Consider the following 16142-nt stretch of genomic DNA (forward strand, 5'->3'; position numbering starts at 1 on the left):
AGTTTATTAGTAATTAGGATTTTGAGTTAAATTAGGATTAGATGCTAAACTTGCAGCGGGAATAGGATACACATTAAAATGAGTTGGTAAAGCAATACCACTTTGACTGTTTCCTTTCCAAGTCCAATTGTAAGAACCACCTGTGAATTTGTTGAAACGAATTAAATCCTGTCTTCTATGTGATTCCCAGTGTAATTCTCTAGCTCTTTCGTCTAGTATGAAATCTAATGTTAAATCTGTTGCTAGGATATTTCCTGAAGTGCCGTTGTTAGCTCTTTCTCTCAATTGATTCACATAAATTAATCCTTGAGTAGTTGTGGCATTACTTGCGCCTCTTAGCGCACATTCTGTATACATTAAATACACATCAGCCAATCGGAATAAAGGGAAATCGGTATCCACAAAAGTTTGATTTGAACCTGGAATTCCTGTAGAACTGATGTTCGAATACTTGGCCAAAACATAACCTTGTTTTTGAGTAGAGATAGATGTAATCTCAATTGGTCTTCCTGCTGATAAAATTGTTTTTCTTTCGTCATTGTTGAATTGGAATCCATCGAATTTTTGAACGAATTGTTTTCTCAAACGAATCGCTCCTCCCCAGCCACTTGCTCCAACTCCCAAGGAAGTACCGTTTTGCTCAATTGAACCTACTTGGCCATTAATCATTACGGTTGTTGGGCCGTAGTTTTGAGTTGCAATACCATCCGATTGAATGCTGAAAATCATTTCGGTAGAAGTATGATTGTCTGCTTTGAAGTTATCAAGATAGTCTGATTCTAATGCATAGCCACCTGACATGATGTTGTTACACATGGTTACACATTCGGAATATTTAGGTTGGTTGATATATACTTCAGCATTAAGGTACATTTTTGCTAAAATCATCCAAGCCATTCCTTTGTCTAAGCGTCCGTATTCGTTTGTTCTTGGATCTTTTAAAGCAGGAATAACTTCGGTTAATTCGCTTTCGATGTAACTGAATAATTCGGCTCTATCGTATTCTGGACCTGCAGTGTTGATTGGGTCGTTTTCAGTTACGAAAGCCGCTTTGCCAAACAAATCCATAAGGTGATAATAAGCCAAAGCTCTCAAAACTCTCACTTCATTTCGATATAAAGCAATATCACTTAAAAGTTGAGCGTCTGTTACACCTCTTGAGCTTAATTTTTCAGGGGTAGTTTGACGTAAATATTCATTCACCAGAGCTACTTGAAACATAGCTCTTCCGAACATTCCTCTTAAAATGGAATTGTTTGCATTCCATGTGTTTCTTTGGATTTCACCAACTCCTGGGTCGTTTTCATAACTCCAGATGGCTTGATCCGCTGCTAGGTCCTGCATATACCACAAACAGCGACCATATTGACTTGTTCCGGCATCAATACCTTGGATGTTCGACGATTCGGCACCATTAAGTCCTGTAAGAGATAAATTGCCGTAGATTCCTGCTAAGCCTTGTTTGTAGGATTCATTGGAAGAAAAGAAATTTTCGGACAGAAAAATATCGTCGTCCTCCGGTGTAACATTCAAATCATCAGTACATGATGTGAAAAATGTTACAAATCCAAGCATGTAAATTAGGCTGTATTTTAATTTTTTCATGGTTTAATTTTTAAAATTTCACGTTTGCACCAAATAAAATCTGTCTTTGTCTCGGATAGATAGTATTGTCAATTCCACTAGTGATTTCTGGGTCAAGTCCGCTGTATTTTGTGATAACAAATGGATTTTGCACACCCACATTAAGTCGTAAGGTCGCTTTTCCATCTATCCATTTCGGAATAGTATAGCCAATAGTTGCATTGTCCATACGTAAGAATGAAGCGTTCTCAATATAGTAATCTGATAAAATTACATCAGATGTAGTTGTGAAACCGCTTTCCAATGCTGAGGTTGGAATGTTTCCAAGGAAAGCATTGTCTTTCAACAAGTTCAATTGTGCTCTGGAAGAATTTACGTTGTTGTAAATTCTATTTCCTACACTCGCTCGTAAATTAAAAGAAAAATCAAAGTTTTTATACGTCATGTTGGATTGAAAACCTAACAAGAAATCAGGATCAGGGTTGTTGTAGATGTATCTATCATCATTGTTGATTATTCCGTCACTGTTTAAGTCGGCATAAGCACCTTCAATAGGATTGTTGTTTTCATCGTATAATTGTTTGAATACAAAATAAGAATTTGGCGTATATCCTTCACTGTGAACTTGAATTGTTCCTCCTGTACCTCCTCCGATACCTCCTACGAGAATGTTTGATCCAAAAGCCAATTCTTTGATGCGTCTTTCGTATTTAGTGGCATTAAGGTTTAAGTTCCAGTTGAAGTTTTCTGATTTTACTACTTCTGAATTAATGTTCAACTCAATTCCTTTTGTAGTAAAGCTTCCAATATTCTGCCAACCGGCATTAGAGAAATTTCCACCATCTGCAAAAGCTACATTGGCTAGTAAATCATCCGATTGTTTGTAGAATACATCAATGCTTCCGTTGATTCTGTTTTTAAGAATTCCATAGTCCAAACCTGCATTGTAGGTTGTTGTTTCTTCCCATTTTAAATAAGGATTTGTGGGAGATGGTAGTCCAACTATATAGGTTTCAGGTCCAAAATAATATTGAGAATTTGGATTCCCTGTTGCATAAATTGGGAGGTAGTAATTTCTAGCATCAGTTGGTAAATCTTGTTGTCCAGTAATACCCCATCCTAATCGTAGTTTTAAATCGGAAATGAAGCTATCTTCTTTAAGGATGTCCTCTTTCATTTTCCAAGCAAATGAAGCCGCCGGGAAATTACCCCATTTTTCATTCGTAGGGAATCGAGATGAGCCATCTCTTCTGTAGGTTAATGTCAATAAATATTTATCATTTAAACTAAGATTCGTTCTACCGAAAATACCAATTAATACTAAGTCTGTATCAATTGTAGTTTCAGGGCCAGCAGAAGTAGGGTTTAGTCTATTTCTTGTAGTAAAGTTTTCAGATTCAAATTTTTGATAAGAATAACCGGCTGTTGCTTCAACATTTAATTTTCCGATTTGTTTGTTGTATACGAAATAACCATCAAATAATTGGTTAGTAGACTCAGAGCTTTCAAGTTGATCGTTTCCATATTTACCCGCAAAACTTGTTCCATTCCCGTCGGCAGTACCTGCATATTTTGGTATAAAAAGTGTTCTCTCTCCTTCGGTTCTGTCTAAACCTACATTAATTACTCCTCTTAATTCTGGTAAAAAATGGAATTTGTAATCCAATTGAGCGTTTCCGAAAATTCTATTAACACGACCTCTGTCTTTTCTTAGTAAAAGTTCTGAAACTGGATTACGAGCAGTATTGGATAATTCGGTTGGGCTTGTGGTGTTTTCAAAATAGCCTCCCCAAATGGAGTTGGAGTCATGAACAGGTTTGGTAGGGTCGAAGCGTAAAGCGCCTCCTTCCACACCATTGGTAAAACGGTTTCTTTCGTTGGAATAATTTGCGTTTACAGCTAATTTAAGGTGTTCTTTGAATAAAGTAGGATTTAAAGCTAATCCTATAGTGTTACGGGTAAATTCGTTTGTAAGTCGTAAACCTTGTTGATTAGTATTGCCTATGCTTAGTCGGGTAGGGATAGTTTTGAATAAATGACCTCTAATATTCAAGTCCTGATTGATCATCTCAGTGCTTTTTCTGTAAATTTCTTTTTGCCAATTGGTATTGTAGATAATTCTACCTTCGATAACACCTGGAGTTGCTATGTTATCCGTAGCCGAAGTTGAAGGGTCGTCAATACCTAAAAGATTGGTTTCTTCAGGGAAATAGGTTTCAATTGCGTTTACGAATTGTGCACTATTCAAAACGTCTACAGTTTTGTGTAATTTACCAAGTGTATACTGTACATTGTAATCAACAGATAAATTTTTGCTCCCTTTTTTAGTAGTAATAATGATTACACCATTAGATGCTCTTGATCCATAAATAGCTGTTGCTGAGGCGTCCTTTAAAACAGTTATGGATTCAATAGTACTAGGGTTTAGCGAGGCTAAGAACGAAGTACTTCCGGTTGCTGTCTTGTTTTCTATTGGAAGACCATCGATAACAATTAAAGGGTCATTGTTGGCAAATAAAGAAGAACCTCCTCTAATTCGGATTTCTGATCCTGATCCAGGAGCACCACTCGTGTTTACTGTTACACCTGCAATACGTCCATTTAATAAGTTTTCAGCAGTTACGATTGCTCCTTTGTTGAATTCTTTTGCTGATAGAACAGAGGCAGATCCTGTAGCATCTTTTTTCTTTACACTACCGTAACCAACAACAACTACTTCATCTAGTTTGGATGATTCTTCCTCTAAGACTACATTAACATTGTTTTGTCCGTTGAAAGTAATTGCTTTTTCTTTAAATCCTAAAAAAGTAAATAAAATGGTATCTCCATTTTTTAAATTTGATAATGAAAATTGTCCGTCAAAATTGGTGGAAACTCCATTATTTGTTCCTTTTACCGTCACGTTAACGCCAGGTAGAGGCTGACCGCTCGTGTTGTCGGTAACAACTCCTTGTAATTTACTTTGAGCCAGTAAATTAAGTGGTAACATGAGTAGTAAAAGTAGCAACTTTTTATACGATGTTTTCATACATTTTGTTTAAGTTAGAAATAGTTTTTTTAGGCATACATTTTACTTCGATACATTAAATTTAAGTAAATTTTGTAATAATTTTCACGAACACATGTTAAAACACAACCGAAAACGTTTTCGTGTTGAAAACTTTTAAGAAAAATCATATTTTTAGGTAAAAAATTTTCATTCCGAAAAATATAAATTACCTTTATTTTCAAATTGACAATTTATCATTTCACAATGAGGAAAAAAATTACCCTAAAACAGATTGCCAAAGAATTAGATGTTTCCATTTCTACGGTGTCAAAATCACTACGAAATAGCCCCGAAATTGGAGAAGAAACAAGAGAAAAAGTTCAGGCTTTTGCCAAACTGTATAATTACAAGCCAAACAATATAGCTTTGAGTCTAAAAAACAGAAAAACGAAAACGATTGGAATAATCATTCCGGAAATTGTACATCACTTTTTTGCGACTGTAATTAGTGGTATTGAACATTATGCCAATGACTATGGTTATAATGTTATTGTGTGTCTTTCTGACGAGTCATTTGATAAGGAAGTTATCAATATGGAAATGCTGGCTGGTGGTAGTATCGATGGTTTTATCATGTCGTTGTCAAAAGAAACCCAAAATAAAGGAGATTTTCATCACATATCAGAAGCCATCAATCAAGGGATGCCCGTTGTAATGTTTGATCGAGTTACTAATGATATTTTTTGTGATAAAGTGATTATCGATGATAAAACGGCCGCTCAAGACGCTGTTAATTTTCTGGTTTTTAAAGGAATGAAGAAAATTGGAATCATCACTACTGTAGATTATGTAAGTGTTGGTAAATTAAGAACCGATGGTTATTTACAGGCATTTAGACAAAATAATCTAATTGTAAAAGACGAACTGATTTTAAAGATAGAAGATATCGAGAATTGTGCTATAGCTATTGAAAAGTTTGTCGCCGAACAGGATTTGGACGGTATTTTTGCGGTGAATGAATTGTTCGCTGTAACGGCAATTAAAGCAGCTAATAAATTAGGTAAAAAAGTGCCTGAGGATTTGTCGGTTATCGGTTTCACAGATGGTATTATATCTAAATTCTCTACTCCATCAATAACAACAGTTAGTCAGGATGGTGTGGAAATGGGTAAGAGAGCGGCTAAATTATTAATCGACCGATTGGAGAACGATGAAGAGGATGAGTTCTACACTGTCGAAATTGTGGAGACGTATTTGGTGGAAAGAGAGTCGACCCGATAAAAAGTTATTAAGACTCTAACGTTGTAGTGAAGAAATTCGTTTTCAACATAGAGCGTGATTGAATGCAATCATTATATTTACCTCGATTATCAAGCATATACTTTTACTTCGAAACTAAAAATATGTATTGATAAGCACATAACGCTTATCGTAGTATAAACTTTAAATTACGATAATGGAAAAGCGTAAATTAGGTTTCTGGGAAATTTGGAACATGAGTTTCGGTTTCTTGGGAATACAATTTGGATTTGCACTACAAGGCGGATTCATGTCAAGGATCTTCCAGACATTGGGAGCAGAGCCGCATGAAATTCCTGGATTGTGGATTGCAGCTCCTCTTACCGGATTGATCGTTCAGCCAATTATTGGTTATCTGAGCGACAATACTTGGTCTCCCCGTTTTGGAAGAAGAAAACCCTATTTTTTAATTGGAGCGATTCTGAGTTCTTTTGCGCTCTTTTTTGTTCCGTACTCATCAGCTTTGTGGGTGGCAGCCGGTTTCTTATGGATTCTCGATGCTTCCATCAATGTTAGTATGGAGCCATTCAGAGCTTTGGTTGCAGATAAACTTCCTGATTCACAACGATCTTATGGTTTTGTTTTGCAAACCCTCATTATCGGAATCGGAACATGGATTGCATCGAATTTGCCTTGGCTTGTAAATAAAATGGGATTTGAGGACACTTCGGCACCCGGCGTAATTCCAGAATATGTAAAAATTGCTTTTGGAATTGGTGCTTTGGTTTTTCTAATCAGTATTTTGTATACTGTTTTAACTACCAGAGAATATCCGCCTAAAGATATCGAAGCTTTCAAGGCTGAAAAAAAAGAGAAACACTTCTTTGGAGATTTGATCGCTTCCTTAAAGGAAATGCCTTCAACAATGAAGAAACTGGGTGTGATTCAGTTTTTTAGTTGGTTCGCTTTTTTCACAATGTGGAGTATGGCAACACCCGCCTTAACAGAACACGTATTTAATTCGCCGGCACCCAACAAAGAACTTTTTGATTTTACAAAACCAGGGCAACAGGAACTTTTTGATTCAGCGAACAAGCTATTTCAGACTGCGTCGGACAAAGTTGGTTCTGCAATGGGATTATATGGATTGTCTTCAATGGCTTTTGCGTTGCTTTTGACATTCTATGCAGCCAAAAGAAGTGTGAATAGAAAGTATATTCACATGTTTTCATTAATAGCAGGAGGTTTAGGATTTATTTCCATGGGCTTTATTAAGGATCAAAGTTTACTTAATGTGTCGTTTCTTCTTATCGGACTTTCATGGGGAAGTATTTTGTCTATGCCTTATGCTATGCTTTCGAGTTCTGTAAACGAAAATAAAATGGGAATGATGATGGGGTTGTTTAATATGTTTATTGTAATTCCTCAAATCATTGCCTCTTTAGGAGGAGTCAATACATTGTCAAAACTATTTGGTAATTCTGCAATTGCGCCAATGCTTTTGGCAGGTACATCACTGGTTTTAGGAGGATTGTGTAATTTTTTAATTACTGAAGAAAAAGCAATAAAAGGATAAAGTAATGAGTAAAAAAGCATTCATATTTGATTTGGATGGTGTAATTGTCGATACGGCGAAATACCACTTTATGGCTTGGCAAAAATTAGCAGCAAGTCTGGATATTCTTTTTACCCCCGAGCATAATGAAGAACTAAAGGGAGTAAGCCGTGTGCGTTCTCTTGAAATTATATTGGAATTGGGTCGCGTTGAGGCGTCGGATGAAGACAAACAGAAATGGCTGATCCAAAAAAACGAAGATTATCTGTCCTATATTGAAAACATGGACGAATCTGAAATTTTACCTAATGTTAAGGAAACACTTGACTATTTAAAAGAAAAAGAACAAGGAATAGCTTTGGGTTCTGCAAGTAAAAATGCCCGTCCTATTCTAGAAAAAGTAGGATTGTTGCATTATTTTGATGTAATAGTGGACGGGAATGATGTTTCCAATGCGAAACCCGACCCGGAGGTATTTGTTCGAGCAGCAAAGCTTTTAGGAGTTGATACTAAGGAAGCTATTGTTTTCGAAGATTCGGTAGCTGGAATTGAAGCCGCCAATATTGCAGCAATGTTAAGTATTGGGATAGGAGATAAAAATGTATTGAAAGAAGCGAAATATTGTTTTCCTAACTTTCTGCATATGGACAACAGTTTCTTAGAAACTTTAATTAAGAATTAAAAAAAAAACATACTGAATTTGATGTTGAAATTATAACAGAACATCGAATTCTGAAATTTGAAATCGAAAATGAATCAGGATTATATTGTACCAAATAATTGGTCCATCATAGAAGAAGGATTTGAAGCGGACAGAGTGAAATCTTCCGAAAGTTTATTCAGTATTGGTAATGGTGCTATGGGGCAACGTGCCAATTTTGAAGAGGCCTATTCTGGGAAAACTTTCCAAGGAAGTTATATCGCCGGAATCTATTATCCAGACAAAACGAAAGTGGGATGGTGGAAAAATGGCTATCCGGAGTATTTTGCCAAAGTATTGAATGCGCCTAACTGGATTGGAATCACTATTGAAATTAATGGTGAAAGTCTGGATTTGGCCAAATGTAGTTCCGTGAAAAACTTCCGCCGTGAATTAAATATGCAGGAGGGTGTTTATTACCGTTCATTTGAAGCTAAATTGCAAAATAGTATTGAGGTAGCCGTAAAAGTAACGCGTTTTCTTTCTCTGGATTTGGATGAAATGGGAGCAATACATTATGAAATCACATTAGTAAATGCAGATGCAGAACTAGTTTTTAAACCGTATATTGATGCAGGTGTTCATAATGAAGATGCAAACTGGGAAGAAAAATTCTGGGAACCTCAAAACACAAAACATTACGATAATAAAGCTTTTGTTACGGCACGTACCTTTAAAACGCATTTTACGGCTACGACTTTTATGCATAATGCAATTTTTAAAGACAATGAAAATCAAAATGCTATTCCTTCAAGTATCGAAGAATCAATAGATAAAGTAGTTTTTAATTATAAAGTTGCCGCAATTAAAGGACAAGCAATTGCCATCCAAAAGTTCGGTGGATACACTGTTTCAATGAATCATAATGAAGAAAATTTGGTTCAGGCGGCCGATGATGTTTTGGCTAAAGCTAATGCATTAGGGTTTTCTGCTTTGTTGGAAAATCAGAAACAGGCTTGGTCGAAGATCTGGGAAATGAGTGATATCACTATCGATGGTGATGTTAAAGCACAACAAGGAATTCGTTTCAATATTTTTCAGCTGAATCAAACTTACCTAGGGAAAGACTCTCGTTTGAATATCGGTCCCAAAGGGTTTACAGGTGAGAAATATGGTGGCTCTACTTATTGGGATACGGAAGCATATTGTATTCCGTTTTATATGGCGACTAAAAACCAGCAGGTCGCACGTAATTTATTGGCTTACCGATACAATCAGTTGGATAGGGCAATCGAAAATGCAGGGAAGTTAGGTTTCAAAAACGGAGCGGCTTTATACCCGATGGTAACTATGAACGGTGAAGAATGCCACAACGAATGGGAAATTACTTTTGAAGAAATCCATCGTAACGGTGCTATTGCGTTTGCGATTTATAACTATTACCGTTTCACAGGAGATTACAGTTACATTCCTGAAAAAGGATTGGAAGTATTAATCGGAATTGCTCGTTTCTGGCACCAGAGAGCCAATTTCTCTACTAAAAGAGGTCAATATGTTATTTTAGGTGTAACCGGTCCGAATGAATACGAAAACAACGTAAACAATAACTGGTATACCAACTATATTGCAAAGTGGTGTATTCAATATACAGTGGAGCAAATTCATCGTGTTGCAAAGGATTTTCCAAATGATTATTCAAGAATCATGGAAAAGGTGAAATTGTCTACTACCGAAATGGAAGCGATGCAAGAAGTGGCAGAGAACATGTATTTCCCGTATTCAAAAAAACACAATGTATACCTCCAACAAGATGGATTTTTAGATAAGGAATTAGTGAAAGTGTCGGAACTGAATCAATCGGAAAGACCAATCAATCAAAAATGGTCTTGGGATCGAATCCTTCGTTCGCCATATATCAAGCAAGCCGATACACTTCAAGGATTTTATTTCTTCGAGGATCATTTTTCCAAAGAGGAATTAGAACGCCATTTTGATTTTTATGAGCCATTTACAGTACATGAAAGCTCACTATCCCCTTGCGTACATTCTATTCAGGCTGCTGTTCTAGGTAGAATGGAACAAGCGTATACTTTTTATTTGCGAACTTCACGTTTGGATTTGGACGATTACAATAAGGAAGTTCATGAAGGATTACACATTACCTCTATGGCAGGAACATGGATGAGTATTGTGGAAGGCTTCGGCGGTATGCGTGTTAAAAATGGAGAATTGCATTTTGAGCCAAGAATTCCTTCACAATGGAAAGGTTACTCGTTCAAAATCAATTTTAGAAATCAAATTGTAAAAGTCACTGTGACACAAAACGAAACACAATTTGCATTGGAAGGGAATTCTTCAATCAATGTGCATGTTTTCGGGAAAGAAATCAATGTTCAGCCCAACAGTTTAGTAACCGTTTAATTTTATAACCCTAACCGAGTTTTGCTTTGTTAGGGTTTTTATCAGTATAAAAATGAAAAAAATACTTTTCTTTTTCTTTTTGAGTTGCTCCGTTTTTGCACAAATCGAAAGGGTTGAACCGCCTTTTTGGTACGAAGGAATGCAATATTCGGATTTGCAGATTGTATTCTACGGAAAAAATATTGCTCAAAATCAGGTTTCAGTTTCAAACGGAATTGTAATCAAAAGTATTCATAAAACCGAAAATCCAAATTATCTTTTTGTAACTGTCGATACTAAAAATGTTGCTGCACAGGATTTGGTTTTTACTTTCAAGAATGGAAAAAAGTCATTCAACCAAAAGTATCAGCTTAAAAAAAGAAAAGGAAATTCTAGGGAAAGAAAAAGTTTCGACGCTTCGGATATGATGTACTTACTTATGCCTGATCGTTTTGCTAATGGGAATTATACGAACGATTCAACTGCCGATACTCAGGAGAAAGCCGATCGGAAAAACCCTGGTGGACGTCATGGAGGTGATATCGAAGGAATTATTCAAAACCTTGATTATATCAAAAGTTTGGGAGCTACAGCTCTTTGGAGTACACCACTATGTGAAGATAATGATAAAGCCTATTCGTACCATACATATGGACAATCGGATGTGTATAAAATCGATTCCCGATACGGTACTAACGAGGATTATGTGCGTCTCTCTGCTGAAATGAAAAAACGCAATATGAAGCTGGTTATGGATTATGTTACCAATCATTGGGGTGCCGAACACTGGATGTTTAAGGATATGCCTACTTACGATTGGTTTCATCAGTTTCCGGGTTATGCACAAAGTAATTATCGAATGACCACTCAATATGATGTTAATGGTTCAAAACGGGATGCAAAATATTGTATGGATGGATGGTTTGTACCTTCAATGCCCGATTTGAATCAATCAAATCCATTAGTGCTGAATTATTTGACGCAAAATGCGATTTGGTGGATTGAGTATGCCGACTTGGATGGCTTCCGTGTCGATACCTATTCCTATAACGATAAGGAAGGAATTGCAAAATGGACGAAAGCTATTACCGATGAATACCCATATTTCAATATTGTAGGTGAGGTTTGGATGCACGATCAGGCACAAATTTCGTTTTGGCAAAAGGATAGCCCAATATCAAAAATTCAAAGTTACAATTCGTTTTTACCAAGTGTAATGGATTTTACACTACACGATGTTTTTGGCAATGTGTTCAATGAAGACAATGCGAATTGGAATGATGGAACAATTAAGTTTTATGACAACTTTGTAAATGATTTTTTATACGCCAATCCGAATAACCTATTGATTTTTGCCGAAAATCATGATACCAACCGATTGAATCAAATCTATAAAAATGATTTTAAAAAGTACCAATTGGCGATGACGGTTTTGGCAACCATGAGAGGTATTCCTCAATTGTATGCCGGCTCCGAAATTGGAATGGCTGGGGATAAGGGTAAAGGCGATGCAGATATTCGTCAGGATTTTCCCGGTGGATGGAAAGAAGATACCAACAACGCTTTTTTATCTTCAGGACGCACGGAATTGCAAAAACAGTATTTTGATTTTACGGCAAAACTTTTCAATTGGAGAAAAGGGAAATCGGTAATTCATTCGGGCAAACTAATGCATTATATCCCAGAGAATAATGTGTATGTCTATTTTCGTTATAATGATGCAGAAACAGTGATGGTTGTTATCAATAATAATAAAGACAAACAAACAATTAAATTGGATCGATTCAAGGAAAGTATTCAGCATAATGCAACTGGAACAGAAGTAATTTCAGGTACAACTTTTGATATTACTAAAGAAATTGCAGTGGAAGGAAAATCGGCATTAATTCTAGAATTGAAATAAGATGAAGAAGTTTTTATTTGTATTTTTTATTTCAGTAGCGGGATTTGCTCAAAACCCGGAGCGAAAATACCTTTCCCACACTTATTACGGAAATAGGTTGGAGGTTGCTGTTTCAGATGGAACTTATTTTATTCACTTTTTAAACGATTTGATTTGTGAAACTTCCTTTGTTCCCAAAGGTGAAAAGCTAAAAACAGATTCCCATTCAGTGGTTTTGAATAGTAAAATAGGATTCAAACAAGTTATTCATAAGGATAATCTCCATATCAATAGTAAAAATATTTCGGTCAAGATTGATTTTAGCCCATTTCAAATATCGTATTATTCTAATGGAAAATTGATAACATCGGAAAAGGCAGGTTATTTCAAAAAGAAACATGTGCCGATGGATTTGACCAAAGACAACATTAAAGCGGATTCAACCGAAGTGCTTCAATTCAATCTAAACCCGGATGAAGTATTGTATGGTGGTGGCGCCAGGGTTTTAGGTATGAACCGCCGAGGGAATAAATTGCCCTTGTACAATCGCGCTCATTATGGCTACGAAACAAAATCGGAGTTAATGAATTTTACGTTGCCGATTGTGATTTCTTCTCAAAAGTATATGATCCATTTTGATAATGCCCCCGTGGGTTATTTGGATTTGGATAGTCAGAAGAATAATACTTTAGAGTATGAAACAATTTCAGGTAGAAAAACCTACCAGATCATAGTGGCCGATTCTTGGGAGGATTTAATGGCTAATTATACAAAATTAACAGGAAGACAACCTATGCCGCCTCGCTGGGCTTTGGGTAATTTTGCTTCTCGTTTTGGATACCATTCTGAAGCGGAAGCCCGAAATACAATTGCAAAATTCAAAGAAGAAAAAATACCAGTCGATGCTATTATTTTGGATCTCTACTGGTTTGGAAAAGACATTCAGGGAACAATGGGTAATCTGGAAGTATTCAGAGATAGTTTTCCGAATTTTGAAAAAATGGTGGCTGATTTCAATGCAATGGGTGTCAAAACTATCCCTATCACCGAGCCTTTTGTTCTAACTACTTCTTCCAAATGGAATGAAGCTGTCGATAAAAAAGTATTGACCACTAAATCTGACGGCACTCCTGCTACTTGGGATTTCTATTTTGGAAATACAGGTTTGGTAGATGTATTCAAACCGGAAGGGAAAAATTGGTTTTGGTCTATTTATAAAGATTTGGCCAATAAAGGTGTGGCAGGTGTTTGGGGTGATTTGGGTGAACCCGAAGTGTTTCCTTCATTTGCTAATACAATAGCCGGTTCAGCCGATGAGGTGCATAATTTGTATGGTAATCATTGGGCAAAAATGATTTTTGAAGGGTATCAGAAAGATTTCCCGAATCAACGTCCGTTTATCTTAATGCGTGCTGGATCTGCTGGTTCACAGCGTTATGGGATGATTCCTTGGAGTGGCGATGTAAACCGAACTTGGGGTGGTTTTTCTGGACAAACCGAAATTGCATTGCAAATGGGTATGCAAGGTTTGGGTTACATGCATTCGGATTTGGGAGGATTTGCCGGAGCCAATTTGGATGACGAATTGTACGTTCGTTGGTTGCAGTATGGTGTATTCAATCCTATTTTTAGACCACATGCACAAGAAGAAGTACCGTCTGAGCCTGTTTTTAGAAGCGAGAAAGCCAAAAATCTTGCTAAAAAAGCGATTGAATTGCGCTATATGCTTCTACCGTATAATTACAACTTGGCTTTTCAAAATCATAAAAAAGGAACACCTTTAATGCGTCCATTGTTTTTTGAAGAAGATGAAAATGTTGACTTGCTGAATCATTCCGATTCGTATTTATGGGGTGAGGATATCTTAGTCTACCCAATAAAAGAAAAAGGGAAACAAGCTGTTGAAGTGTATTTTCCAAAAACAGCAAACTGGTATGACCCTTACACATCCTGGAAATACGAAGCGGGGAGTACAAAGTCTGTGCAGGTATCGGAAGATAGAATTCCATATTTTGTTCGTGGTGGGAGCTTTATTCCAATGGCCTATGTCTACGGTAATACTAGTACTTATGATCAAAATAGTTTAACGGTTCATTACTATCATGATGCTTCGGTCAAAGAAAGTGAAAGGGAAATCTATTTTGATGATGGTACAACCCCTGATGCCTACGAAAAGAAGAACTTTGAGATGATTGAGTTGGAATCCAAATTTGACGGTAAGACGCTGGAATTGGAAATTGAAAGTGAAGTAGCAGATAACTACAAAGGAAAAGACAGAACCATTTTTCTGCTTATTCATAATATCGATGCAAAACCAAAGTCGGTGACTGTCTCCAAAGGAGAAATTAAAGATTCAATGGCATATACATCAAAAGTACTCGAAATAAAATGTAAGATACAACCTAATCAAGAATCCAAAATTAAAATCAAACTATAATGAAGAAATTAATCTGTTTGTTGAGTTGGTTTGTCATTGGTTTACAAATGACTGCTCAAAATAAAACCGTAATTACCAAAAATTACAATCATTCTGCATTGGATAATGCGGTGATTTACGAAGCAAATATTCGTCAGTATTCTCCTGAAGGTACATTTAATGCATTCACAAAAGATATCCCAAAACTAAAAAAGTTGGGTGTGAAGATTATTTGGCTGATGCCGATTCACGAAGTAGGGATGAAAAACCGTAAAGCGTATGGTAATGTTTCAATAGAACAAATCCCGGATAATGAAAAAGCAAAATATTTTGGAAGCCATTATGCCGTTAAGGATTATCGCAGTGTTACGCCCAATTACGGAACTAAAAAAGATTTCGATAAATTGGTTCAAACCGCACACAAAAATGGAATGTATATTATTCTGGACTGGGTTGCCAATCACACAGCATGGGATCATGCATGGATGACTGAACATCCGGAATATTATACAAAAGATAAAGACGGTAAGTTTGTTTCTCCTTTCGATTGGACAGATGTGGCCGATTTGAATTATGAGAATCCGGAAATGCGAAAAGCCATGTTTGAGGATATGAAGTATTGGATTACGAACCATAATATTGATGGTTTCCGTTGTGATGTGGCTATGGAAGTGCCGAGAGATTTTTGGGATACTACTTCGGCCGAGTTGAATAAAGTGAAACCTGTTTTTATGTTGATGGAAGCTGAACAACCGGACTTGATGCAAGATGCGTTTGATATGCAATACGGATGGACAGTACACCATATTTTTAACAAGATTTATAAAGGCGAACAAACAGTTAAAGATTTTGATGCCTATATGCAAAAAGTTTTGACGTCAAACGAATCGGACGATATTTACATGAACTTTACATCAAACCATGATGAAAATTCTTGGAATGGTACCGAATACGAGCGTTTGAATGATGCTGTAGAAACATTTGCAGCGCTGACTTTTGCAATGCCAGGTATGCCGTTGATTTATAATGGTCAGGAATACGATTTGAATAGAAGACTGAAGTTTTTTGAAAAGGATCAGTTTTCTCATACACCTGGTAAAATGATGGCAGTATACCATAAATTAGGAAAACTTAAAGTGAATAATCCCGCATTGAAAGGCGGTAAAAATGCAGCTTCTTACCAACGTATTGCCACTTCAGCAGATGATGCTATTTTAGCCTTTGGAAGAGATGGAAGTAAAGTAGTGTATTTAGGTAATTTGAGTAAAAATGCTCAGGAATTTACTGTAGAGTTAGAGGGGAAATTCTTGGATTATATGTCGGGTAAAGAAATTACTCTAACAAAAGGACAAAAAATTTCTTTTACACCTTGGGAGTATAAAATATTGATTGTTAAGTAATTGTAAAACGCCTTTTAGTAAGGCGTTTTTTTTTAAT

9 protein-coding genes are annotated in these 16142 nt (G+C 36.4%); 7 read left to right on the plus strand and 2 right to left on the minus strand.

Annotated elements, in window-relative coordinates:
• Nucleotides 1-6: 6 nt before the first annotated feature.
• Entirely contained in the window at nt 7-1605 is a 1599-nt protein-coding gene (locus ACS8MM_RS15270) for a RagB/SusD family nutrient uptake outer membrane protein (RefSeq protein WP_379718555.1), read from the minus strand.
• A gap of 10 nt (nt 1606-1615) precedes the next feature.
• Nucleotides 1616-4612 (minus strand): SusC/RagA family TonB-linked outer membrane protein, encoded by a 2997-nt coding sequence (locus tag ACS8MM_RS15275; protein WP_379718558.1) that lies wholly within the window; start codon nt 4610-4612, stop codon nt 1616-1618.
• Nucleotides 4613-4837: 225 nt separating this feature from the next.
• On the opposite strand from ACS8MM_RS15275, the gene ACS8MM_RS15280 reads away from it, so the two are divergent.
• The 7 genes from ACS8MM_RS15280 (at nt 4838) to ACS8MM_RS15310 (ending at nt 16105) form a co-directional block, all read left to right on the plus strand.
• Nucleotides 4838-5854 carry a LacI family DNA-binding transcriptional regulator gene (locus ACS8MM_RS15280; protein WP_379718562.1) on the plus strand — a complete coding sequence of 339 codons (1017 nt, stop codon included), beginning with the start codon at nt 4838-4840 and terminating at the stop codon, nt 5852-5854.
• A gap of 175 nt (nt 5855-6029) precedes the next feature.
• Entirely contained in the window at nt 6030-7388 is a 1359-nt protein-coding gene (locus ACS8MM_RS15285; protein WP_379718565.1) for an MFS transporter, read from the plus strand.
• Between the two features lie 4 nt (nt 7389-7392).
• Nucleotides 7393-8049 carry a beta-phosphoglucomutase gene (gene pgmB / locus ACS8MM_RS15290; protein WP_379718568.1) on the plus strand — a complete coding sequence of 219 codons (657 nt, stop codon included), beginning with the start codon at nt 7393-7395 and terminating at the stop codon, nt 8047-8049.
• Between the two features lie 69 nt (nt 8050-8118).
• The gene (locus tag ACS8MM_RS15295) at nt 8119-10428 is read left to right on the plus strand and encodes a glycoside hydrolase family 65 protein (protein ID WP_379718571.1); all 2310 of its coding nucleotides are present in this window, start codon (nt 8119-8121) and stop codon (nt 10426-10428) included.
• A gap of 52 nt (nt 10429-10480) precedes the next feature.
• A complete protein-coding gene (locus ACS8MM_RS15300; RefSeq protein WP_379718574.1) occupies nt 10481-12310 on the plus strand; it encodes a glycoside hydrolase family 13 protein in 1830 nt (609 codons plus the stop codon).
• Between the two features lies 1 nt (nt 12311).
• A complete protein-coding gene (locus tag ACS8MM_RS15305) occupies nt 12312-14726 on the plus strand; it encodes a TIM-barrel domain-containing protein (RefSeq protein WP_379718577.1) in 2415 nt (804 codons plus the stop codon).
• Nucleotides 14726-16105 (plus strand): alpha-amylase family glycosyl hydrolase, encoded by a 1380-nt coding sequence (locus ACS8MM_RS15310; RefSeq protein WP_379718580.1) that lies wholly within the window; start codon nt 14726-14728, stop codon nt 16103-16105. The genes ACS8MM_RS15305 and ACS8MM_RS15310 overlap by 1 nt, the downstream gene beginning before the upstream one ends.
• Nucleotides 16106-16142: the final 37 nt, after the last annotated feature.

Source organism: Flavobacterium sp. MAHUQ-57 (assembly GCF_051908335.1).
Lineage (GTDB): Bacteria > Bacteroidota > Bacteroidia > Flavobacteriales > Flavobacteriaceae > Flavobacterium.